The following is a 20,756-nucleotide window of genomic DNA, read 5'->3' as shown; positions in this document are numbered from 1 at the left end:
AGAAACGGAGTGCAAAGATGTCAGAACAGCCACTCATTAGCGGAAGAGGCACGTGTTGGAAAGACAAGAGATCACCTAACACCTATCGCTATTATTTTTCCCTTGGGGTCAAGGACCCTAAGACAGGGCGTTACAAACGATCCCCAACTTATACGGTTCGTTGCAAGACTAAAACAGAAGCTAAGGCTGCAATGCAGGCCAAGCTGGCTGAAATCAACTCCTCTGGCACGATCACTAAAACTAAAAAGCCCACTTTGCTTGCGTCCTACTGCTGGGCCTTTCATGAAAATAGGGACACCGAGCTTGCGCCAACGAGCTATGAAAGAGAAGCGTACGATTGCAGGCATATCGAAGACCTATTCGGTGCGTTTCAGACAATTGAGGGGCTAACTCCCGATCTAATCGAAGAAACATATGCCGAAGCTCGTCGTACGGGAAAATACAAACCATCAGAGCTTGTACGAATCAATGCGAAACTGCGTCAGATTCTGTCGAATGCAGTCGCAAAGAGAATAATTGACCGAAACCCCTGCGCTACCGTTCATGTTCGCAGACCACGCAACAAAAGAGAATCACTTACAATCGACCAAGTAGCTACCCTATGCACACATCTTCAACACATTGAGCTCACCGCCGAAGCTGTTGGTACGCTAGTACTAGTGTATACGGGTATGCGAAAAGGCGAGATGCTGGGCCTCGAATGGCGCGATTGGGACCCTGCCAATAAAACCTTGAAAATTGACAGGCAGTACACCAACGATCATGAACTGAGGGCACCCAAGTCACAAGAAAGCCAACGCAAAATCCCCGTTGGAGAAACCTTGGCCGAACGTCTTCAATCATGGTCAGCCATACAAAAAGAGCTCCTGGCCTCTCTGGGGCTGTCCCAGACTGGCAGCACTCCCATCATTAGCGATATTGCTGTCGAGCAAGGGGTCCCTACTGTCTGTCACATGAAAAACTACATCTTCAACCATTGGTTTCGCGATTTCGCAGTTAGCTGCAATCTTGGAATCTATGAGCCGAACAATTCGACTGGCGGAAAACTATATAAGGGCATCTGCCCGCATCAGCTCAGGCATTGTGTAAGCACTTTTATGCTGGCGAACGGATCGGACGTTAGAAGCGTGCAAGGTATTCTTGGCCACGCGGACCCCAATATCACGCTCAAAACGTATACAAGCCTCGTTCAACAATCAGAAATAAAAGCAGTTAAAGGCTACGAAGACTTCATCAACGCCTATATACAGAGAAGCGAGAAATAGCATGTTTTTCATTCATCGTTTTTTTCATAATATTACGGTACTATAATACCGTTTCCGCAGGTAGATGCTTTATTTGATTGACATCTAATGAGTTTTAATACATGCTAAAGCTGTCAGATGACTACGCATGTAGTCATCGAAACCGGCCCCCCAAGTGCTTATGAACCTGGTACGTCTTACAAGCACAGGGAGGGCCCTCATTGAAAGGATAGCTCATCATGGCTACTCCAAAGATTAGCACCCAGGCGTCCACACCGACTTTCCCTACTGGTGCCGCTCAGTGCGATCGGTTGCTCCGCGTTAACGATATCCGCGAAATCACTGGCTGGAGCGAGAACACTGCACGCAAATTCATGCGCGAGTCCGGCAAGCTCATCCAGGTCCATCGCTCTAATTACATGTTTGAAAGCTCATTCTACGAACTTTTCAAACAGCTTGAAGGTCGTACCGCCCACCTTGACTAGGCGGTAAACATGAGCGAGCTACCGTCAATTTCTGACAAATATCGCGATGATGTTAATGAGCAACGAGAGATTAGAAGGAAAATGGATAACGCGAATTTTATTTCGGTGCCCGACTGGGCGTGTTGTGCCACCACTGTCGCTGCCGAGCGCCTCATCCTCGGCCTAGTATGGAAGCTTGGAAATCCTTCCAAAAACAAACGAGCCATGGGCTTTTACGCAAAAAGCAAATGGATTGAGGAGCGCTACCACCTAAGTAAGAATACGATCTCCCGGGCCTATACCTCTTTGACGGATAAGGGGTTTATTCAAAAAGCGGGCGATGGCAGCTGGATGCTTAATTACGCCGCAGTCTACCCCGCCGCAATCGAAAACGGCTGGGAGCCCAAGAAATCTTAAGTCCATAGCCCGACTATCGAGGTCGTGAAGGTCGGTAATCGCCGGGCATCTATAAGAGCATGCCGCGGATGTAAAATGAAACACGGTCGAATCGAAACAGTTCCCGGACAATTGGCGTCCGGCCAGACACTTCGATTCGACCCTTTTTCATGCCCGCATCTAAAACAATCCTATAATCATTCTCGACATCTTTAACGCCATCACTCCCCCGCCACCAACACGTCGTTGGTGCCATTTTCAACGAATCGATATGGCCGTCCATTCATGGTCTTTAAGGCACGTGATATCATGAAAACGTGCGGTATTTCTCCAATCGAAAACCTGCGTGAACGCATGACTTGAGACGCCTTTTTAGAACTCACCGATCGCAGGACGACTACAAATCAACAGCGGCCGCGTATTTGTTCCCAGCCGTACGGCGTGGCGGAGCCATGCCAATTGTTGATTGGAATGTCGCACGATGACAGACGAGAGAAAAATCAGGGAGATCTACGGTTACGGCATGAAGTCCGTCCTCGATGAGGCCGCCGAGCGAATCGAGGCGAGGTGGCGGGAGAAGCTGCTGCGCGAGACCGCCGACCTCAGGACCGAGAACGCACTGCTCATGGCCCAGGTGGATGAATTCAGCCGCAAGCTCGCCGAGGCGACGGATCGGAATGAAAAGATTGAGGCCGACTGCAATGAGCGGATTGCCTTTATAGAGGAGAAGTTCGAACTCGATACCGCGAACCTCGAACTCGAGAACAACGAGCTCCACGCCGCAAGCATCAGGTACCTCTCCCGTGCTAAGGGCCTCGGCAGGCAGGTTGTCCAACTCCATGCCGAGGCTGAGGCCATGGTCGATGAGATCGAGCGGCTGCGCGGCGAGCGTGACACTGCACTGAAAGCCCAAGCCGACACACTCCTGGCCCAGCGCGACCTGATGGCCGAGATCGCCGCCCTCAAGGACCGTCTCGCCGCCTCCGAGCAGCGGGCGGCCGTGGCCGAGGCCAAGGTCGAGGTCATGACCCAGATGAAGGGCGAGTAGCCCCGCGCTTCTCCTATCAGGCGGCTGATTTCTAGGAATCTTCTAGAGCGCTTCCAGAAGGTTCCTAGAACCGGGCGCAGCATCTTCGATCGGCACGATGTCTCGGTAGATCAGGCGATGCTTGGCGTCGCGCCATTCGTCGCCGTGGTAATGCCCGAAGAACCAGGTTCGGTAGCCGAGCCGTCCGTCGAGCTCGCCAAGGAATCGTTGCAGCCGGTCGTCCAGATACTCGCGTTCGCGCTCCCGGCATAGTTGCTCTGCCAGGTCGGCAGGAGCCTCGTGAGTTACAACGTAGTCGACCTTCCAGCCCACGCGATCGAGCGAGGCGCGGCAGTGCCCCATCTCTTCCACGCTCGGTATCTCCTCGGGCCACCAGCTCCTCCCCTCCTTGCGATACTGCCTGTCGTTGCTCGCGGCGCCGCCCATGGCAAGGACTGTGAGCCCGTCGATATCGAACACCTCTCCGCGCATCAGGTGCAGCACGTGCGGTCGCGCCTCATGAACGAGGCCGCCGTTCCACTCCCGCACCGGCAGCCCAGCCAGGGCGTGGTGATTCTCATGGTTGCCGTCTACGAAACACGTGGTCCACGGCTTCGACTCGAACCAGTCGAGCCAGTATTTCTCGGCGTTGGATCCATCCCAGACAAAGCCGAAGTCGCCGGCCACGATCACCACGTCATCGCGCGTCAGGGTCCGGCCCAGCGGCCAATTCGTGAAGGCAAACCGGCTGGACCCGTACTCGGCCCTGCCGTGCACGTCACCTGTCGCATAGACCGTCATCAGTACGCACCCCACGGCAGGAGTTTGTCCCCGAGCCTCACGATCCGGTCATACAGCACCGTGTGCCGTTCGTCCGGATTGCCGTCTCGGTGAAAATGGCCGTAATACCAGCGCTTGTAGTCCAGGCGGTCCTCGAGCTCGTCAAGGAATTCGGTCAGCCGGTCCACATCGGGGCGTTCCCAGCCCGGGTCCGGGTAGAGCGTCGGCGAGAGCATGCGCGTCGGGCAGGTATGGGTGATGACGCAGTCGACCTTCCAGCCGACCTCGTCGAGCTTTGTCCGCGCGGTATCGAAATCGCGCTCGTCCGGGAGCTCCTGAGGCCACCAGCTGGAATACGGCACGCGGTATTCCCTGTCCACGCTCGTGGCACCGCCCATGGTGAAGACCGTCGATCCATCGAGCTCGAAGACCTCGCCGCGCGTCAGGCGCCGAATGGGCGAGGTGTCCGACAGGCGCTGCGTCAGCCCGCCATGCCACATCTCCACGGGGCGCTCCGCCCAGTGATCGAAGCGCTCGTGGTTGCCGTCGACGAACAGCACCGTGTAGGGGCGCGACTCCAGCCAAGCGATATCGGCGCATTCCTCGGCAGAGAAGTCCCACGGAAAGCCAAAGTCGCCGGCGATGATCAGATAGTCGTCGCTGCCAAGGCTATCCCCAAGCTCCCAGTCGCGGAGCTTTTGCATGTCGAGCCCACCGTGGATGTCGCCCGTCACATAGACCGTCATCGGATCGCCTCTTCCCTCCTGTACGCCGCCAGCTCGCGCTCGACCTGCCTGTCGCCGGTCTCGTTGACCCACCAGGGCCATTTCACCCGGCCGCACGGCTCGCCGACTCCGGCGAACCATTCCCTCAGCCCGTCGAGGCTCACCGGGGAGTGCCCGTTGGCATCGCAACCGACGTCGTAGCGCAGAAGGCCCTGCTTGCGGTTGAACTCGTTGTACGCGCCGCCGCTGCTGTGGATGTGCCCGTGGAGGTGCCACGATCCATGGTTCATGCCCTGCCAGTCGGCCATGGGGTAATGACTCAGGACGATCTTCTGCCCGTCGATCTTGAGCACGCAGATCGGCGGTTCCACGGTGAAGGCGCCCGCGACCGCCGGCTGGGTCCAGTCCTTGTCGTGGTTTCCCGGGACTAGGTGGATGCGCCTGCAGGCGATCCGCTTGCGCAGCCCGTAGGCGTCCTGGGCGGTCATCTTGAATGAGAAATCCCCCAGGATGTAGAGCTCGTCGTCCATGGCGACCCTGCCGTTGATGTTGTCGACGATGGCGTCGTTCATCTGCCAAATCGTCTCCCACGGGCGGTCGGTGAACTTCAGCACGTTCTCATGCCCGAAGTGGGTATCGCTGGTAAACCAGATCATATTTATGTCTCCTTTTATCGCTAAAAAACGTTCTCCTTCGAGGTCAGGAGACGTTTTATGAGCGACATGAGGTGCATATCCCTCATGTTTCAAGCTCCAATCTGCCGGATTTGCCCAACTAAAAGTTTACGCTCACGCGCGAACAGGATTTGATTTTTGAAATATGGACGAATTCCTCGTCAGGAGGGTAAAATGGTGCCGACGGCAGCCCAAGTTGTAGAGAGCTGGGCAGAGCCGTTGCTTAATGAAGTTGGGTCATCGTCTTAGCGACGGTGGCCTTTCTTTTTGGGCTTCGAGCCCTGCTTGAGTGCCTTGGAAAGGCCGACAAGGGCCGTGAGGAGCGAGACCATAGCGGTCAGGAGCTTCACGAGCTCGGTGAAATCGGTCATGGGCATCACCTCCCATCAAATGGAGGGCTCTGCCCGGCACGAGGGCTGCCGACAGCAAGGATGATTCTATCAGAGCGGCTGACTCCCGCCCGATATTACCATCCCACCGCGCCTGTGCAAAAAAGAGGGCCGCCAAACAGCGACCCTCCAGCGAAAGTGCATGTTATTTAGGACAGTCAAATTCTTTGAAAAACAAATGGCTGCTGTAGAATTACAAATAAGAGTCACCCGGAAGGAGCGATCGATGAAAAGCAAACGATTTGTCCTGAATGCACTTCTGGTAGTAGCAATATTGACGCTCTTGGTCTTCTCCTACTCATACGTGAATCAGCCAAGATTTGGATATGCTTTATACGCTGTTTTTTCCGGCGAAACAACTTACAACACTTACAACACTATAGGCTTCATTGACGCACTCTTTTTCTATGTAGTCGGCCCCGTATCAAGCGAACTGGTCGCTTTTGTTGTCAGCTACAACCTGAATCAACGAAGTCAGACTCATTCAGCGACTTCGGCCAAACAAGGAATCAATCTCTTCGTAATAATGATAATTCTGCAAATTGCGACTGTGTTGATTATCGCCCTGACCGCAACAAACGTTTTGAAGTATGAGTACGGACTCGTCGCAAGCTGCCTCATGGCAATTGCCGCGGGTATAGCGGTTTCGTATACGACACCGGCAAAGAAGTAGCTCAACTAACGGGGCCTATTTGGAATCCGAATCGTCCATGGAGCCGTCGATGCCGGTTTTGGTGTCGTCCGTATTGGAATCGTCATCCTTGGGGCTTATAGGACACACATTTTGTCCTATAAGCCCCGATCAATTCATACTCCTCATCCTCGCCGAATTGCGAGTATGGCAGAATCGGCACTGGATGGCAGTGCGCTAGGGCACCGACGATAGGCTTTCCAAAACTAGCGAGGCGTGTCTCCGCGAGCGTAATCGCCTCGGTCGACCGCGCGATCGACCTGCGGCGAGATGTCAACGTTGCCACCATGGGCTCGACCTGCGGCGCGAACGCGATCATCGCCGGCATCGGGAACGGCGCCGGCATAGCGGTTGCGAATCTCCCTTGCGTAACCGCGACGCGCAAGAAGCTCATCGCGAACCGCCGGATCTTCGAGCAGGTCCTCATCGCACTTCGGTGCGATGAATTTGGGGAATGAATTGTAGGCGACGCCCTTGCTCGCTTTCGCTTGTTCGACCCACGCCGAGTACGCCTTCTTAAGACGTTGAATGTAAATCTCACAGCGCTTCTCATACGGCAACGCTCGCTCGGCTTCCAACATGTTCTTTTCGAACGCCGCTTCAAGTTGTTTGACCGCGAAACGTCCGTCGAGTCGAGTCAGATTGAAAGTGCACTTCGGATTGCCGGCCTCCTTGATATCGAGATCTGTCGCATAGACTCGATTGTTCTTGATGAAAATGCCTACGCCCCATGAGGCAAGTAGTTTTTTGAACTGCTCCATATTCTTTGGGTGACCTTCATTGATTGCAAGATGGATTAGCTCGCGCAGATTGTTTTTATAACTGTACTCACCGCGACCGATAATCTCCTTTTCTGTGTCGCGCGGCTGGCGATCACGAATCTTCGAATTTTTCTTTCCCTTTTCAAGTTGAGTAAGATTCCAAGCCTCGTCCATTTCACGGACCCACGCAGCGCGTTCGTACTTTCCGCGTCGCCCACCCGTCTCGCAACGTTTGCCGGTTAACAAATCGGTACGGTTAATCGCCATGTGCACTGCGTAGCGTTTTCCCGCCTTATCACTTTCCTCATGCAACGCGACAATCACTTGTTGATGCGGATAGTGCTTCGCAAGCCATTGCTCCGCGTAGGCCATACACGCATCTGGGGTCATCTTGCCTCCGTTGCAGCTGCACTCCTCGGGCAGAAACGCGAGAATCTGATGAAGCATCGTTATGTTCTTCGCGCCGGCACGCGCGGACCTGTCGTGATGAAACATCTTCCGCGTCATAGTCATCTCGGAAAACCAGTACTTTCCGTTCGCGAGGTTCCAGCCGCCGCGGGCCAAAGCACGCTTTCCGTTGATGTACTTGCGCACGTTCTTCGCGTAGCGTTCGGATGAAATACCTTTCTGCTTAATAACGGTCATTGAGATCACCGCCGTCGGTGAAATAGCGCCGCTCGAGCTCTCTTATGAAGAGAGTGACTTTGCGGGCGTTCTGGTAAACCTTTTCAAGCGTACGAAAAACAGCTTTCTCGTTGTACGCGGGAAGCCCTTGGGCGTTCACAAAATACATCAGCTGATTGAGGTTCGTTCCCTTGCGATACAGCTCGTGATAGATTTTCGCGACTTGGCTTTTATCGAAATCGATCTTCTCGATTTTACCGGCAAGCATCACGCGGCGGGCATACGCACTGACGGTCGCACCGAGTATATCCGCCCGTTTGCGGATCGCCTCGTGCTCGCCATCGGTGACCTTAACGTAAATGACCTTCGAGCGCTTTTCGTCCGAATCACCTGAAACGGGTTGCAGCTTTTTGCTGCGGCCACCGTCATCATTTTTGGAAACTAGATTATCGAGTGATTCACTCCGATGGATCAAGTTATAACGAATGAGTTCGGCTTTCGTCATGCCTGCCTTTTCCGCCAAAGCGGAAAACGTTTCATATTCTTCAGAAGTGAGTGTCGCCTTAACGGTGTGTGGACGCTTGCAACTCATATGCCCCCCAAGAAAGCAGAGCGAATCGGTGAGGCCACCGATTCAAAAACCGATATGAGATTGCTTTCCTTTTTAGGAGCGACTGACGTCGCGCCGTTTTTTTGAAGTGACGCCGTCGCTTCCCTTAGAAATGAAGGCGAACTTCATTTCTAACTTTATCGCCGTGAGAGGTGATAAACAAGATGTGTTGGCAGATAAAGGGGGCGAGTATGGCCCCATTTATCTAGCCCAACACCAATCTTGCAATCACCGGAACGGCGATTGGGCGGAGCGTAGCGTAGACACGAAATGAGAGGCCTCGTTTCGAGCGAAAGGCTTCGCGGTGTCGTAGTGTCAGCGGAGACCGTGAGCGGAAGCGAATTTTTAACGCGAAGGATGCTGAGTGTTAGAAATTCGCTGTAGCGAGAGCGGAGCGGTAATGCGAATGCGAGGGATGCCGAGTTTTTGCATTACCGCGCAGCGGACTCCGGGCGAGGGCTGGAGCAAGTTGATGAAAGACCTTACCGATTTGCGAACGGTTTTGCCCGAAGCATCCTGCACCGCCGGATTCTTTTGGAACGGCCTCTCGTTTGATTGCTTTCCTATCGTTTGCTCCCAGACTGGGCGTCTAAAAAAGGCGGCCGAAACCGGCCGCCCGCAAATAAATATTTATTTACCGAATGTAAGAGGAGAGGAACGATGCCCATTACTCCCAATGACCGGCTACATCGACGACCCAATGCTGCCCCGTAGCCTTCTGTTCATAATGTCCCTGGTCCTCAGAGGTGGTATACGAATCATCTACAACGGATCCACCGATACCGCCGTTTTCGCCATCGTTAATAATCCAAGCGTAGGCGGCATCGGATGAATCGAAGGGCCCTACCATAGTACCACCATGATTGACCCAGAAACGAGGATGACGCGTGTATACCACGTTCGGTACCCAGACCTGGCTGTAGTCGGTTTCCCAGTGGCCCTGCTCGGCAACCCATTTCTTCTGGCTACCGCTGTTGGAAGAGGAATTATTGCTGCCGGAACCCTGTGAATTGCCGGAATTCTGCTTCGAGTCGGAGGAGTTTCCCTTGCTGTCAGACTTCGACGAGTCGGAAGACTTGTTATCCTCTTTCTTGGAGTCATCGGACTTCTGGTCCTTGTCGTCGGATTCTTTCTTCTCCTCGGACTTGGCTCCAGAGGTTTGCGCCGCCTTTTCTTCGCTCGGCTTCTTTTTGTCTTTATTCTTTACCGCTGTGGCGGCCCTTTCCGTAGAGCCGCTTCCTTGCTTTGCAACGCCGGCACATCCAAGTTGAGGTGCCGAAAGGCACACCAGAAGCGCAACGATAATAGCCTTTGTTCTCACGCCGATCTCCCTGCCCATGAAACCGGGCGTTGGACACCAGCCGATATCCAACGCCCGGCTCGCTTCTACATCTGCTCGCGGCGCTTCTTTTGATCGAGGAAGACGCCGGCCGCCACGAGGACGGTACCGCCGATGGCGAACGTCTCGCCGATGAGTCCCGCGCGGTCGCCGGTCTGGGCGAGGCTGCCGGGCTGGGCGGTATCCGTGCCGGCGAGGTGTTTCGGGGTGTATGCCGCCTGCTGCTTTGCGGCCTCCTCTGCCTCCTGTCGTGCGATCTCATCGGAAAGCTTCTGCTCCGCTGCGATGCGGTCGGACTTCGCCTGCTCGTAGGCGGCGAGTGCCGCATCATAGCCGGGCTGGAGCCCGTCCACCGCGGCTTGCTTCTCGTCCAGGATGGCCTTGGCGGGCGCGACCTTGGCACGTGCCTCGACTGCTGCGGCGAAAAGCGCGTTGAGGGCGTCATCCGCGTTCACATCATGGCCGGAAGCGATCGCCGCGCCGGCATCGATGGAGTTCAGCTTCGACAGCTTGGCGTCTGCCTGCGCCTTTGCCTGCTCGGCGGCGGAGACCAGGGACTCGGCGGCGATGGCATCCGCCTTCGCGGCATCGAGCGCGGCCTTGGTGTCATTGACGGCCTTTACTGCATCCTGCTCGCGCTGCTGTGTCTCTGCGAGCTTCGCGGCAAGACCGGTGAGGATGTCGAGGTTCGACTGTGCGCCCACAAGATCGGTCTGGGAGCCGGTGAGCCTGTCGGCGGCAACGCCGGCGTCGGTCTTTGCGGCATCGACGGCACGCTGGGCATCCGCGAGGGCGCGTGCGGTGGCGTCCGCCTTTTGCTCGGCGGCGGCGAGGACGGTCGCCTTCTCGACCTGATCGGCTGCCGCCGCGTCATGGACGCTCTTTGCTGTATCGAGCGCCTTCTTGGCGTCGGCGACGTCTTGGAAGAACTTCGCGAGATCGGCGTTCGCATCCATGACGTCCTGCTGCTTGGCCTCGGTGTCCGCCTTGGCGGAATCCAGCTTGGTCTGTACGGTCGTTACGGCTGCTTTGGCGGCATCAAAGGCGACCTGCTTCTGCTGGACGGTCGACTTTGCCGTATCGACTGCCGCGTTGGCGGCATCGAGGTCCGATTTCGCCGCATCAAGCTCGGTCTGGGCATCCGTGACGCCCTGCTGCTTGGCGGCGACATCAGCCTTTGCGGCATCGGCGGCACGCTGGGCATCGGCAACACCCTGCTTCGCGGCATCGACACCTGCCTGTGCGGAATCCACCGCGACCTGCTTCTGCTGGACGGTTGTGGCGGCGCCGGCGGCTGCCTGCTGCTTGGATGCGAGATCGGCCTTGGCTGCGTCGAGTGCGCTCTTGGCGTTCTTGAGGCCGTTGATATAGGAGGTCAGCTTCTGCTCGTACTCGTCGACGGACATGGGATTCATGTTCCAACCGGAGCCGGACCAGCCGGAGATCTCTGCGGTGTAGCACTGCGTCTGAAGCCCGGACATGGTGCCCTTGGTGCAGGTTGCCATTCCCATAACGGCGAGTTCGGGATTGATGATGTTCATGTAATGGCCGACGGTGCCGCTACTGCCGTTCTCCCAGTGGCAGTTGTCTGCAATCCAATGGTTGATTGCGACACCGTTCTTTGCATAGAAATCATAGGCATCCTTGCCGACAAGACCGGTGACTCCATAAAGGGCCTCCGTTGCCTTGTCGAAAAAGCCCTTCTCCTGCTCGATCCACTGCCCACTCGGATCGATTCCGTAATTCCATGCCAGGTTTTCGGCAAAATCATATTGACGGGCATGATCGAGCACAGTGTCACTGTAGTTGGCATCCGCAATGGCTCCGGCGATGAGCTTGTAGGTGACCTGGAGCTCGGACAGGCCGACCGACTTGCGGTAGTCGTTGACGGACTTCATCCACCTGATCGCATTGAGCATGTTATCAAGGGACGTGGCGTCCTTGGAGTTGCCGACTTCGGTCTTTCCGGCATATTTGGCGTTCAGGATGATGTTGACTGCGTCATCGGCACCCATGGCACGGAAGAAGCCGATGGCTCCCTGCTTGAGTTGCGCGTCGGCGGAATCGAGTTTCGCCTGTGCCTCGTCGACCTTCTGCTGCGCGGCGGTCACGGAGGCGTCTGCGGTATCCTTTGCGGCCTTGGCGTTCGCGAGCTCTACGTCGGCGGCTGCCTTGGCGGACTCGGCGTCCTTGACAGCCTGCTTCGCTGCATCCAGCTTGGCGACGGCGTCGGCATTCGCCTGCTTGGCCGCATCGAGGTCGGCGTTCGCGGCATCGAGTGCGGACTGGGCGGCGGTCACGCCGGATTCGGCATCGGCCGCGGCCTGCTGCTTTACGGAGAGGGACGCCTGGGCATCATTCAGCTCGGTCTGTGCCGTTGCTGCAGCGGACTGCGCCTGCTCGAGCTCGGACTCGCACTGGGACTGCACCGCTCGTGCGACAGCGAGGGCTGCCTCTGCGTCCGCGACCTTCTGTTTTGCCGCATCGTACTCCGGGCCGCTGGCGCCTGCCTCCGCTGCGGCGAGGTCGGCTTTCGCCTTCTCGTAGGCGGCGCTGGCGGCTGCGGCCTTCGCATCCGCCGCGTCCTTGTTCTGCTTGGCTGCAGCGAGGACGAAATCGGCGGAATCCTTTGCAGACTGGGCCGCAACCAGCTTGGACTGGGCATCGGCAAGCGTCGCGTTGGCGTTGGCGAGATTGGCCTGTGCCCTGTCCATGGCAGCCTGGGCGTCGCGCACGGCCTGCTCGGCGGCACTGATTGCCTCCGGGGTGGCGCTTACGGCATCGGCCTTGGCTTTATCGAGGGCGTCCTTTGCAGACTGGGCCGCCTTGATGGCGGACTGGTACGCCTCGTCCTTCTCGGATGCATCCGCCTTGGCGCCTGCGAGACCCGCCTTCGCCTGCTCGAGGTCCTTGCCGGCGGCATCGGCGGCGTCCTTGCCCTCCGCGACCTGACGGGCGTACTCGTCCATCGCCGCACGGTCGGCTGCCGCGCCGGCGCTGACTGCCGAATCGTAGGATGCCTTGGCCTGGTCGCGGGCGGAAGCCGCCTCGTTGTAGGGACCGGCAGCCTCATCGTAGGATGCCTTGGCGGCGTCCTCCTTCGCCTTCGCCTCGTCGACTGCCTTCTGCAGGTCCGCGATGGTCTGTGCGGCGGATTTTGCGCCGGTACCGGATGCCGCGCCGGCGTGGGCGGCGATCGGCGACATCACGGCGGGGTGCTGCGTGTCCCCGTCACCGGTCTGGGCGAATGCCGCGAACGGTGAGATGAGGCTCGATCCGGTCATGGCGACCATGGTCGCCGCGGTGACGGTCAGACGCGCGATCCCCTTCGAAGTGTGAATCTTTTTGTTTGGCAGTGCGGCGAAGTGATCGCCACCGGCAGCGAAATGCTTTCCCTGAGTCATTGTGCTGTTCCATTCCTTTTCCGTGCCCTATCCGACTGGGCATCAGAGTGCTTTCCAATAGAGATAATTATGCGCCTTAACTGGGATTGTTGTATATAGTCCGTTGGCATAAATACAACAATCCATGACTCTTTTTGTCATGGATATCTCGCCGCTACAACAATCCTTTGGTCTACGCTGCAAAGAACTCAGATCAGAGTCTGGTTACTCACAAGAGCAATTTGCGAACCGCATTGACATGGACAGGTCTTACTACGCCTCGATAGAGGTCGGGCGAAGAAATGTCAGTCTTTCTAACCTCTCTAAAATTGCCAATGGATTCAACATATCAATTGCTGCACTTATGACTGGTGTCACTGATAAAAAGGATTAGTCCATCATCAGCGAACGCAGTGAGCGTATCAATCGACGGCGTAGCCGGCGGCAAGGTCACGGCACGTGACCGCGCAGCGAGCTCTGCGAGCGAAGGGGACGGCATCGCCGTCCCTATTTCTTTATAAACTATTTCTCTATCAATTGGTTTCACCAAACTGGGTATTACACAAGCTTCTGAGCAGGCTTTTTATCAAATAATTCAAAGCTACCGAATCATCAAAATGGTGAAATTATTTACCCAAAAGAGGGAAGCACATCACCAAAATGGAACCGACTAACAGCTGTTGAAAACTTTTATCCCCAAAATGGTGATTTCCTGTTTTCAGTGGAAAACTCGGGAAGTCATAATATTTACTTACCAGATTTACAAACGAAAGCGGTTCTTAGTCCCAAAACCAGAACAGGTCAGAAGCAAAAATAACTCCTGACCTGCGATTTTCCTGGTGCCCCCGGGCGGATTCGAACCGTCGACACCCGCTTTAGGAGGTCATGAGCTATTACCCTACCTGTGGTTTTTCATTTTCATCAATATCTCTGTTTCCGCAGGTAATTTAGCTATTCTGCCGTTTTTGCTCTTCTTGATTAGTTTTCTATTTCACCCTTTTTACACCCCTTTACCCCTTCATTTTGACTTGCAGGGGTGAAATTTTTGGGTTAGCCTCGGGGGCGAGGCCCTCAAAGCCCCGCCCCCGAGGCTAACCCAACGCACCATCCCTGGAGACCCATGGAAACCAGAATCAAACCCACAGCCAAAGGCACTTCCGAACCGATCAAGGGAAAACCCGGTTCCTTCCGCATCTACTTCTCCCTCGGTCGCGACCCCGAATCCGGCAAGAACGGGAAACGAGTCAGATACCTAAAGACACCCAAGAGAACCATCCATTGCAAGGGCAAAAACCCGAAGAACTGGCCCGGTGAGGTTGCGAATGCGCTCGATGCCTACCGGAAGGAGCTGGAGACCTATGAACCGGCTGGCGACATGCCGACCACTGTTTCCGGATACGCCGAGGATTTCCATCGGCTCCGAGAAAGCTCCTTCGGCTCCCCTCTTTCTTTCCAAAGAGAGGAATATGACGTGCGCCATATACGCGAGCTGTTCGGCGACATGCCCCTCGGTGCGCTGAGGCCCGACGAGATCAAACGGGCGTATGCCGAAGCAATCTCAACCGGAAGATTCACAGAGGCCGAGATTCGTCGCATCCACGTCAAGCTCAAACAGGTCATGCAGGACGCACTGGAGAATGAGCTAATCGAGCGCAACCCATGCATCAGCGTCAAACTCCCAAAGCCAGACCTTAGAGTGCGCAACTTCCTCCCACCCGACGAACTGCCCCGATTCACCAAATGCCTGCTATCCGAACCCATGGGGCCGATGACCGTCTGCACCATGCTCATATTCCACCTAGGACTCAGAAAAGGCGAGGCCCTGGGGCTCTGTTGGGAAGACTACGACCCCGAGGCGATGGAAATCAGAATCGTCCACCAGTACACCAATGACAAAACGCTCAGGGCACCCAAATCGGAAATGAGCAGGCGGATCCTGTCTATAGACTCTTCGCTAGCCGCGTATCTAAACGACTGGAAGATGCGGCAACGCAACCTATTCGAGCAACGCGGGCTAAGACAGAGAAACTCTGACCCCATCGTTCACGCCCTCAGCCCGCATAAGGACGAAAACGGCAACCTTCACGTCAGTATCACCCGACCCGATGGACACAACTATTCACGCTGGTTCAGGGACTTCTGCGTCGACAACGGCTATGGCGAGTACGCCAACGTGACAAGCCAGTTCGAGCGCAACGGCAAGCTGCACACACGCGGCACCGGATACTCGGGTCTCGTCCCCCACGGACTGAGACACACGGCAGCGACGGCGCTCGTCGCAAACAACGTCGATTTGAAGACCGTTCAGGCGCGGATGGGACACGCATCAGCGAGTACGACGGCCAATTTCTACACCCACGCAATCAGAGCCAACGACCGCAACGCTGCCGAAGTCTTCGAAAAATTATCTGAAGGTAATGAAAATTAATACTCTCATAGTTGTGTCACCAGATGTATACTACAAATAAGGCCAAACAGAGAGGAGGTTATCAATGGCACTTACCACTGCGAGCAGCAAGCTGCGTTCGACAATCCTATTCAACTCAAAGGATGAGCAGGTACTCTTCAAGCGCTCCAGCGCTGACCTCGCCGCGGCAAGGGGTCTCACCCCGTCCGCGCTCCTAGCGAGGCTTCCCATAGAGCAGCTGACGAGCTCGGATCTAGGCAGGTGGGCCGCGCAGCTCATCTATGCTGAGGATGGGAGCTGTCTCGACGCCTTCGAGGGCATGTTCGAGGACTGGAGCGCAATCCAGCCAGAAAATGATTGCCGCGACGTCATCAAAGGCTTTTTTGACTACTGTCATGAAGCAAGGATCTGCATCGACACCACGAGCGAGCGCGTTCATCATCTCCGCACTAACTGGGACAGCATTTGCCTCATTATGGAAGAGGCTGCAAAGATGCCCGAGTGCAACCTCGACGCACGTATCCAGGCTAAGACCGGCCGTGAACTCGAAACTACCCTGCAAGACCCTACAGCGTTGCTCGCCGTTACACCTTTGGTCTCATACATTCTCAACGCATGGGAGCACATCAAGGGCTATTCCTGCACTTACCGTGCTCTGCTCGATTTCGCCAACATCGGCAGATCATCCCGCAAGGGATACAGCGAGCCCGCAGAAGCTCGAATCAGCCTTCTGCACCTTATCGACGAATACGAGAAGAAAGGGGCTAATTAGTCGATAAAACCATTTTACAAACAAGCACCCGACTCCTCTCACTGTCGCCAAACATCGAAGAGGAGCCGAGCGCCCTACTAAAGGAGTTTATCATGCATCTTGCAGATGACCCCAAGACCGACGCCATCTCCGCAGGCATCAACCTGCGCCATGTCGGCACCAAGCGTATCATGAGCCGCCTGGACGTTCAGATCCTCACCGGCATCGGACAATCCAGCGCCATCAAGCTCATGAAGTCCACCCACCACTGCTTTAGCATCGCCAACCAGTACTTCGTCATGGAAGAGGACCTGTTCGACTACTTCCACAAGCTGGCAGAGGGGGCGAGCGAGTAATGCAGCGCCCGAACGTCAATCCCCTCGTCTTCGAGCTTGATGTGCTCGACGAGCACGTCCACGCCCTTCAGGAAGACAAGCCCATCGCCTCCTTCGGGCTCGACGCACTCAACAGCATCCTCGGCGGTGTCTACCCCGGGCTCAACTACGCAATCGGGACCGCCCCGGGCAAGGGCAAGACGACACTGGCGCTCCAGGAGGCCGACAAGCTCGCGGCAGACGGGCACCCGGTAATCTACGTTTCCGCCGAGCTTCCCGCGCACAAGCTGATCGAGAAGAGTCTGGCGCGTCTCAGCGACGGCAAAGTCGCGTTGTCCGAGGTCTCCAGCTGCGCGACCCAGAATCACCCTAAGCACACGACTTTCGAGGCTGCACTCGACAAATATCGCACCCAAATCGCCCCCAATCTCTGCATCACCGGCCCGCTCAACACCGTGGAGCTCTCCAACCTCGTCGGGCTGGTAACACGCGAGCGCGGCGAGGTCCCCATCGTCTTCATTGACTACCTCCAGCTCCTCGCCTGCGGCGTCACGGCGGACCAGCAGTTCATCGACGAGCGATTGGCCATCACAGCATGCGTGAAGGGCCTCCGCGAAATCTCGAACCTCTATGGCTCTCCCGTCATCGCACTGAGCTCGACCACTCGCAAGTCCTACGATTCCGGGAAGTCGGCCAGGCCCAACCTCGCCATGTTCGGTGGTTCCTCCGCTGTCGAGTACGGCTTTGACTCGGTGCTCTACCTCGCCGATGACAATGACAAGCCTGAGTGGCCCTACGAGTCTCCCGCAACCGGCACGCCCCTCAAGCTCGTCGCCCTCAAGAACCGCTACGGCACGCTGGGCGAGTCCCGACTCGACTTCGACGGTGCGCGCGCCACCTTCCACGACAGGGGCTAGCCCATGCGTGGCAAAGCCAAGACCGCGCATATAAACGTCCGCATGACCGAGGAGGAGCGTGCCGCCATCACGGTGCGCTCCTCCTCTTTTGGTATGGCCCCATCGACGTTCATGCGCGAAGCCGCCCTCCTCATCGGTGAGAAGCCCGTTAGGATCGCCGACGAGGCGACGCTGCGGCAGCTTCTTCATCAGATGAAGAAGCAGGGCGGAAACCTCAACCAGGCCGTCTTCACCGCAAACGCCTATGGCGTGGATACGCAGACGGCCCAACAGCTCGCGGAGGCCGTCCGTCTGGTATCGAGCACGGCCTCGCAGCTATCGAACCTCATCTCCAAGAATCGAGAATGATCATGAAAACCAAGGTGCCCACAGCACTCATTTCATCCCTTCTCCTGGCGATCCTCGCATGCCCCGTCCTCGCCGTCCCCGTCGACGGCTTCATCGCCGGGACACCGTTAGGCGCGGCTGCGATTCCGTCGTCGTTCGGCGTGGATACCGTCCTCGGCTGGTGGCTCACGGGTGCGTTCACCGCTTGCCCGCTCGGAACCCTGCTGACCTTCCTCCTCGCCTTTTGCATCTGCGCTCTCATCGCCTACTCGACCGCCCTCAACGCGAGGGCCGAGGACGGCGGCGTGCTCGGCGACGCCCACGTCAAGACGGGTCGCGAGGTCGTAAAGGGGTCCATGACCTGGGACGGCTCGGCGATTCCATCGTCGCGCGGGTTCGTCTACGGTTTCACCAAATATCGCGGCAAACCCTGCTATCTCTACGAGCCGAAGAAGATGATTTTCGTATCAGGGGCCACTGGGTCAGGTAAGTCACGCTTCCTCTACCTCCCCTCAATCGACCTGCTCAGCTACGGCGACGCCTCCAACGGCTCCGAGCCCGCGACCCTCGTCGTCTCCGACGTGAAGAACGAGCTCATAGAGCTCACGGGCGACGAGCTTGCCCGTCGCGGCTACCGCGTCCTGCTGCTCGACACGCAGCACCCCTATAGGGGACAGAGGTTCAACCCGCTCAAGCAGGTGCTCGACCTCCATGCCGAGGAGCGCGACCAGGAGGCTGAGCAGGCAGCGGACGCCATCGCGGAACTCGTGGTGCAGGACGACGAGAGGGGCAAGGGTTCGCACTGGACGGCATCGGCCAGGGGCCTGCTCTCGGCCCTGGTCCTGCTGGTCTCCATGTCCGACGAGTGTCCCGAGGAATCAAAGCACCTCGCGACCGTCTGCGAGGTCCTGGACCGCGGTACCGAGGCAGAGGGCGACGACCCGTCCGAGCCCCTGAAAGCCGTCTTCCGCGCTCTGCCGAGCGGACACCCCGCCAAGGGAAGGGCGTCCCAGTTCATATCCTCCGGCGGCAACGAGCTCAGGAGCATACTCTCGACGCTCAAGGTCGCCCTGCGCCCGTTCTCCTCCGCCCCGGTCGCCTGGATGACCTCCGGCTCCGACATCGACCCGCACACGGTACTCACGGAGAAGAGCGCCGTCTTCCTCCACGTGCTCGACGAGGGCTCACCCTACAACTGCATCGCGGCGATATTCCTCTCGCAGCTCTGGGCTTCGGTCCAGGCGGTCGCGGACGTGAACGGCGGCAGGCTCCCCCGCCCCGTGCAGATACTCGGCGACGAGTGGGGCAACCTCCCCCGCGTCGAGTGCCTGCCCGCCCTCCTCAGTCTGGCGCGCAGCTACGGCGCGTTCTGGGTCGGCGCGACACAGGGCGTATCCCAGCTCAATAAGTATGGCGAGAGAGACGGCCGCAGGAAGATCCTCGCGAACTGCGGTGTGAAGATCGCCATGAAGCTCGCAGAGGAAGAGGATCGCCGGTACTTCACCGAGCTCATCGGCAAGACCACGCGCCACGCGCAGGGCACGAGCAGCGGCAGGGCCGCGTCAGGCACGTCCTCCTCGACGTCCTACAGCGAGAGCGCAGACGACGTGATACACCCCTGGGAGTGGCGCGACATGGCCCCGGACCGGGACGGGATCATCGTCGTGAAGCACGCGGACAACGGTATGCCCGCATGTCGAGCCGGCGTCTTCCGCTCCCCCGTCACCGACTGCACCAACACGCCCACAAGGGAGCACTTCGACCTCGGGACCCCCGAGCACGAGGCGGAGAGGCGTCGCACGTACCAGCGGCGGCTCGATGCCTCCGCCACCGAGAAGATGCGCGAGGAGGCCCCCACCTGGTGCCCCGAATGGCCCGATCTCGAGAAGGGGACCGGGGACGCGGGCGACGGCAAGTTCAGTGGGCTCTCGCTCGATTAGGAGGCGACCATGACGGCGATAAAGCAGACGAGCGTCTGCAGCGAGAGGCACCTCGCGAGACTCAGGGATTACCTCTCCTGGGACCGCGACAAGGCGCTCGCCCACGGCACGCAGAACATCATCGACGATGACCGCTGGTTTCAGGAGATGGCGGACACGAGGGCGGCCATGGGTCACGACAGGCCCGGCAAGGCCGGTGCCAAGTGTACCTACATGCAGCACCAGATACTCGGGTTCCTCCCAGACGAGTGCGACCTCAACGGCGGGAAGATGACGCCGGAGCTGTGCATGCGCTATGCGAGGGAGTACGTGGCCGAGCGCTACCCCAACCAGGAGGTCGTGATGGTGCCGCACCGCGAGCGCTGCCGCGCGGACGCCACTGACCGCTACGCCGTGCACCTCGGCATCAACCGCAGTGATCTGGAAACCGGCCGAAGGCTCGACGAGGGCCCCGCCCGAAAGGCGGCGGCATCACGCGTGAAGACCGTCCGTACCCTGGACGAGAGGTATGGACTCAGGCAGCTTGAGCGCGGCAAGGCCAACTCGCGCGTCCACGCGAGGCAACCCGGCACGGAAGAGCGCGACATGGCCCGAAAGGGGCAGGCCGAGCGCTCGGAGAACGCCCGCATCCGCGTCGCGGTCGCCCGCCGGATCGAGGAGGTCGGGCGCATGCGCGACTGCCCCGACCGGATGGGCGAGCTTGAGCGGCGGCTCAGGCGGGACGGCATCGAGCTCGCCAGGTCGAAGGGTGGGAGCCTCCAGTACCGATTCTTCTCGAAGGCCCTCGGGGCTGTGCGGAAGGTCAACGGCGGCAGGCTCGGCTTCGCGGTCGACCACTCGACCGGCCTCGTCGTCCGCTTCACGCTGCGCGGGATAGCGACGGCGATGAGGGCGTTCTGGGAGCTTGAGCGCAAGGCGCTCGAGAACCAGAACGGGCGAGGGGACTGAGCATTTGGACCGGGACGCAACAGG

Annotated in this window: 22 protein-coding genes; 13 read left to right on the top strand and 9 right to left on the bottom strand. The window is 57.8% G+C overall.

Annotated elements, in window-relative coordinates:
* The first annotated feature begins 17 nt into the window (after window positions 1-17).
* The 3 genes from PMX60_RS02880 to PMX60_RS02870 all read left to right on the top strand — a co-directional run bounded on the left by PMX60_RS02880 (window position 18) and on the right by PMX60_RS02870 (window position 2,125).
* Window positions 18-1,265, top strand: a complete 1,248-nt coding sequence (locus PMX60_RS02880; protein WP_271746118.1) for a site-specific integrase — start codon at window positions 18-20, stop codon at window positions 1,263-1,265.
* 218 nt (window positions 1,266-1,483) lie between these two features.
* On the top strand, window positions 1,484-1,729 hold the full coding sequence (locus PMX60_RS02875) for a hypothetical protein (protein ID WP_196026276.1): 246 nt from the start codon (window positions 1,484-1,486) through the stop codon (window positions 1,727-1,729).
* Window positions 1,730-1,738: 9 nt separating this feature from the next.
* Entirely contained in the window at window positions 1,739-2,125 is a 387-nt protein-coding gene (locus PMX60_RS02870) for a hypothetical protein (RefSeq protein ID WP_271728886.1), read from the top strand.
* A 49-nt stretch (window positions 2,126-2,174) separates the two neighbouring features.
* Here PMX60_RS02870 and PMX60_RS02865 read toward each other — a convergent pair whose 3' ends face one another.
* Complete coding sequence (locus PMX60_RS02865) at window positions 2,175-2,387, bottom strand: hypothetical protein (RefSeq protein WP_271746818.1); 213 nt, start codon at window positions 2,385-2,387, stop codon at window positions 2,175-2,177.
* Between the two features lie 198 nt (window positions 2,388-2,585).
* Here PMX60_RS02865 and PMX60_RS02860 point away from each other — a divergent pair, with 198 nt between their 5' ends.
* On the top strand, window positions 2,586-3,152 hold the full coding sequence (locus PMX60_RS02860) for a hypothetical protein (protein WP_271746817.1): 567 nt from the start codon (window positions 2,586-2,588) through the stop codon (window positions 3,150-3,152).
* A 42-nt stretch (window positions 3,153-3,194) separates the two neighbouring features.
* Here the strand turns inward: PMX60_RS02860 and PMX60_RS02855 are convergent, their stop codons facing one another.
* The 4 genes from PMX60_RS02855 to PMX60_RS02840 all read right to left on the bottom strand — a co-directional run bounded on the left by PMX60_RS02855 (window position 3,195) and on the right by PMX60_RS02840 (window position 5,681).
* Entirely contained in the window at window positions 3,195-3,932 is a 738-nt protein-coding gene (locus PMX60_RS02855; protein ID WP_271746816.1) for a metallophosphoesterase family protein, read from the bottom strand.
* Window positions 3,932-4,657 carry a metallophosphoesterase gene (locus PMX60_RS02850; protein WP_271746815.1) on the bottom strand — a complete coding sequence of 242 codons (726 nt, stop codon included), beginning with the start codon at window positions 4,655-4,657 and terminating at the stop codon, window positions 3,932-3,934. The genes PMX60_RS02855 and PMX60_RS02850 overlap by 1 nt, the downstream gene beginning before the upstream one ends.
* The gene (locus PMX60_RS02845; RefSeq protein WP_271746814.1) at window positions 4,654-5,292 is read right to left on the bottom strand and encodes a hypothetical protein; all 639 of its coding nucleotides are present in this window, start codon (window positions 5,290-5,292) and stop codon (window positions 4,654-4,656) included. Before PMX60_RS02845 ends, PMX60_RS02850 begins: the two co-directional genes overlap by 4 nt.
* A gap of 263 nt (window positions 5,293-5,555) precedes the next feature.
* Window positions 5,556-5,681 carry a hypothetical protein gene (locus tag PMX60_RS02840; protein WP_255413117.1) on the bottom strand — a complete coding sequence of 42 codons (126 nt, stop codon included), beginning with the start codon at window positions 5,679-5,681 and terminating at the stop codon, window positions 5,556-5,558.
* 244 nt (window positions 5,682-5,925) lie between these two features.
* On the opposite strand from PMX60_RS02840, the gene PMX60_RS02835 reads away from it, so the two are divergent.
* Window positions 5,926-6,372, top strand: coding sequence for a hypothetical protein (locus tag PMX60_RS02835; protein WP_271746813.1), 447 nt, complete (start codon window positions 5,926-5,928; stop codon window positions 6,370-6,372).
* 224 nt (window positions 6,373-6,596) lie between these two features.
* Here PMX60_RS02835 and PMX60_RS02830 read toward each other — a convergent pair whose 3' ends face one another.
* The 4 genes from PMX60_RS02830 to PMX60_RS02815 form a co-directional block, all read right to left on the bottom strand.
* Window positions 6,597-7,796 carry a relaxase/mobilization nuclease domain-containing protein gene (locus PMX60_RS02830; RefSeq protein WP_271746812.1) on the bottom strand — a complete coding sequence of 400 codons (1,200 nt, stop codon included), beginning with the start codon at window positions 7,794-7,796 and terminating at the stop codon, window positions 6,597-6,599.
* On the bottom strand, window positions 7,783-8,367 hold the full coding sequence (locus PMX60_RS02825) for a plasmid mobilization protein (protein ID WP_271746811.1): 585 nt from the start codon (window positions 8,365-8,367) through the stop codon (window positions 7,783-7,785). The genes PMX60_RS02830 and PMX60_RS02825 overlap by 14 nt, the downstream gene beginning before the upstream one ends.
* A 685-nt stretch (window positions 8,368-9,052) precedes the next feature.
* Window positions 9,053-9,724 carry a hypothetical protein gene (locus tag PMX60_RS02820; protein WP_271746810.1) on the bottom strand — a complete coding sequence of 224 codons (672 nt, stop codon included), beginning with the start codon at window positions 9,722-9,724 and terminating at the stop codon, window positions 9,053-9,055.
* Window positions 9,725-9,771: 47 nt separating this feature from the next.
* A complete protein-coding gene (locus PMX60_RS02815; RefSeq protein ID WP_271746809.1) occupies window positions 9,772-13,128 on the bottom strand; it encodes a hypothetical protein in 3,357 nt (1,118 codons plus the stop codon).
* A 124-nt stretch (window positions 13,129-13,252) separates the two neighbouring features.
* On the opposite strand from PMX60_RS02815, the gene PMX60_RS02810 reads away from it, so the two are divergent.
* The 8 genes from PMX60_RS02810 to PMX60_RS02775 all read left to right on the top strand — a co-directional run bounded on the left by PMX60_RS02810 (window position 13,253) and on the right by PMX60_RS02775 (window position 20,732).
* On the top strand, window positions 13,253-13,501 hold the full coding sequence (locus PMX60_RS02810) for a helix-turn-helix domain-containing protein (RefSeq protein ID WP_196026267.1): 249 nt from the start codon (window positions 13,253-13,255) through the stop codon (window positions 13,499-13,501).
* Window positions 13,502-14,227: 726 nt separating this feature from the next.
* Complete coding sequence (locus tag PMX60_RS02805) at window positions 14,228-15,535, top strand: tyrosine-type recombinase/integrase (protein WP_271746808.1); 1,308 nt, start codon at window positions 14,228-14,230, stop codon at window positions 15,533-15,535.
* A 64-nt stretch (window positions 15,536-15,599) separates the two neighbouring features.
* Window positions 15,600-16,286 carry a hypothetical protein gene (locus tag PMX60_RS02800; RefSeq protein WP_271746807.1) on the top strand — a complete coding sequence of 229 codons (687 nt, stop codon included), beginning with the start codon at window positions 15,600-15,602 and terminating at the stop codon, window positions 16,284-16,286.
* Window positions 16,287-16,378: 92 nt separating this feature from the next.
* Complete coding sequence (locus tag PMX60_RS02795) at window positions 16,379-16,621, top strand: hypothetical protein (protein WP_006235186.1); 243 nt, start codon at window positions 16,379-16,381, stop codon at window positions 16,619-16,621.
* Entirely contained in the window at window positions 16,621-17,517 is an 897-nt protein-coding gene (locus PMX60_RS02790) for a DnaB-like helicase C-terminal domain-containing protein (protein WP_006235187.1), read from the top strand. The genes PMX60_RS02795 and PMX60_RS02790 overlap by 1 nt, the downstream gene beginning before the upstream one ends.
* A 3-nt stretch (window positions 17,518-17,520) precedes the next feature.
* Complete coding sequence (locus tag PMX60_RS02785) at window positions 17,521-17,865, top strand: plasmid mobilization protein (RefSeq protein ID WP_271746806.1); 345 nt, start codon at window positions 17,521-17,523, stop codon at window positions 17,863-17,865.
* Window positions 17,862-19,784 (top strand): type IV secretory system conjugative DNA transfer family protein, encoded by a 1,923-nt coding sequence (locus tag PMX60_RS02780; RefSeq protein WP_271746804.1) that lies wholly within the window; start codon window positions 17,862-17,864, stop codon window positions 19,782-19,784. Before PMX60_RS02785 ends, PMX60_RS02780 begins: the two co-directional genes overlap by 4 nt.
* Window positions 19,785-19,793: 9 nt before the next feature.
* Window positions 19,794-20,732 (top strand): relaxase/mobilization nuclease domain-containing protein, encoded by a 939-nt coding sequence (locus tag PMX60_RS02775; protein WP_271746802.1) that lies wholly within the window; start codon window positions 19,794-19,796, stop codon window positions 20,730-20,732.
* Window positions 20,733-20,756 lie beyond the last annotated feature (24 nt).

This window comes from Collinsella aerofaciens, from assembly GCF_028206995.1.
In the GTDB taxonomy this organism is placed as follows: domain Bacteria; phylum Actinomycetota; class Coriobacteriia; order Coriobacteriales; family Coriobacteriaceae; genus Collinsella; species Collinsella aerofaciens_AQ.
This window is presented reverse-complemented; position numbering and strand designations above follow the sequence as displayed.

Coding starts and splice junctions, on each gene's coding strand:
- PMX60_RS02855 (WP_271746816.1), bottom strand. CDS start 3,932: ATGACGGTCTATGCGACAGGTGACGTGCACGGCAGGGCCGAGTACGGG.
- PMX60_RS02775 (WP_271746802.1), top strand. CDS start 19,794: ATGACGGCGATAAAGCAGACGAGCGTCTGCAGCGAGAGGCACCTCGCG.
- PMX60_RS02870 (WP_271728886.1), top strand. CDS start 1,739: ATGAGCGAGCTACCGTCAATTTCTGACAAATATCGCGATGATGTTAAT.
- PMX60_RS02830 (WP_271746812.1), bottom strand. CDS start 7,796: ATGACCGTTATTAAGCAGAAAGGTATTTCATCCGAACGCTACGCGAAG.
- PMX60_RS02860 (WP_271746817.1), top strand. CDS start 2,586: ATGACAGACGAGAGAAAAATCAGGGAGATCTACGGTTACGGCATGAAG.
- PMX60_RS02845 (WP_271746814.1), bottom strand. CDS start 5,292: ATGATCTGGTTTACCAGCGATACCCACTTCGGGCATGAGAACGTGCTG.
- PMX60_RS02780 (WP_271746804.1), top strand. CDS start 17,862: ATGATCATGAAAACCAAGGTGCCCACAGCACTCATTTCATCCCTTCTC.
- PMX60_RS02790 (WP_006235187.1), top strand. CDS start 16,621: ATGCAGCGCCCGAACGTCAATCCCCTCGTCTTCGAGCTTGATGTGCTC.
- PMX60_RS02865 (WP_271746818.1), bottom strand. CDS start 2,387: ATGGACGGCCATATCGATTCGTTGAAAATGGCACCAACGACGTGTTGG.
- PMX60_RS02835 (WP_271746813.1), top strand. CDS start 5,926: ATGAAAAGCAAACGATTTGTCCTGAATGCACTTCTGGTAGTAGCAATA.
- PMX60_RS02805 (WP_271746808.1), top strand. CDS start 14,228: ATGGAAACCAGAATCAAACCCACAGCCAAAGGCACTTCCGAACCGATC.
- PMX60_RS02820 (WP_271746810.1), bottom strand. CDS start 9,724: ATGGGCAGGGAGATCGGCGTGAGAACAAAGGCTATTATCGTTGCGCTT.
- PMX60_RS02785 (WP_271746806.1), top strand. CDS start 17,521: ATGCGTGGCAAAGCCAAGACCGCGCATATAAACGTCCGCATGACCGAG.
- PMX60_RS02850 (WP_271746815.1), bottom strand. CDS start 4,657: ATGACGGTCTATGTGACGGGCGACATCCACGGTGGGCTCGACATGCAA.
- PMX60_RS02815 (WP_271746809.1), bottom strand. CDS start 13,128: ATGACTCAGGGAAAGCATTTCGCTGCCGGTGGCGATCACTTCGCCGCA.
- PMX60_RS02810 (WP_196026267.1), top strand. CDS start 13,253: ATGACTCTTTTTGTCATGGATATCTCGCCGCTACAACAATCCTTTGGT.
- PMX60_RS02875 (WP_196026276.1), top strand. CDS start 1,484: ATGGCTACTCCAAAGATTAGCACCCAGGCGTCCACACCGACTTTCCCT.
- PMX60_RS02880 (WP_271746118.1), top strand. CDS start 18: ATGTCAGAACAGCCACTCATTAGCGGAAGAGGCACGTGTTGGAAAGAC.
- PMX60_RS02825 (WP_271746811.1), bottom strand. CDS start 8,367: ATGAGTTGCAAGCGTCCACACACCGTTAAGGCGACACTCACTTCTGAA.
- PMX60_RS02840 (WP_255413117.1), bottom strand. CDS start 5,681: ATGACCGATTTCACCGAGCTCGTGAAGCTCCTGACCGCTATGGTCTCG.
- PMX60_RS02795 (WP_006235186.1), top strand. CDS start 16,379: ATGCATCTTGCAGATGACCCCAAGACCGACGCCATCTCCGCAGGCATC.
- PMX60_RS02800 (WP_271746807.1), top strand. CDS start 15,600: ATGGCACTTACCACTGCGAGCAGCAAGCTGCGTTCGACAATCCTATTC.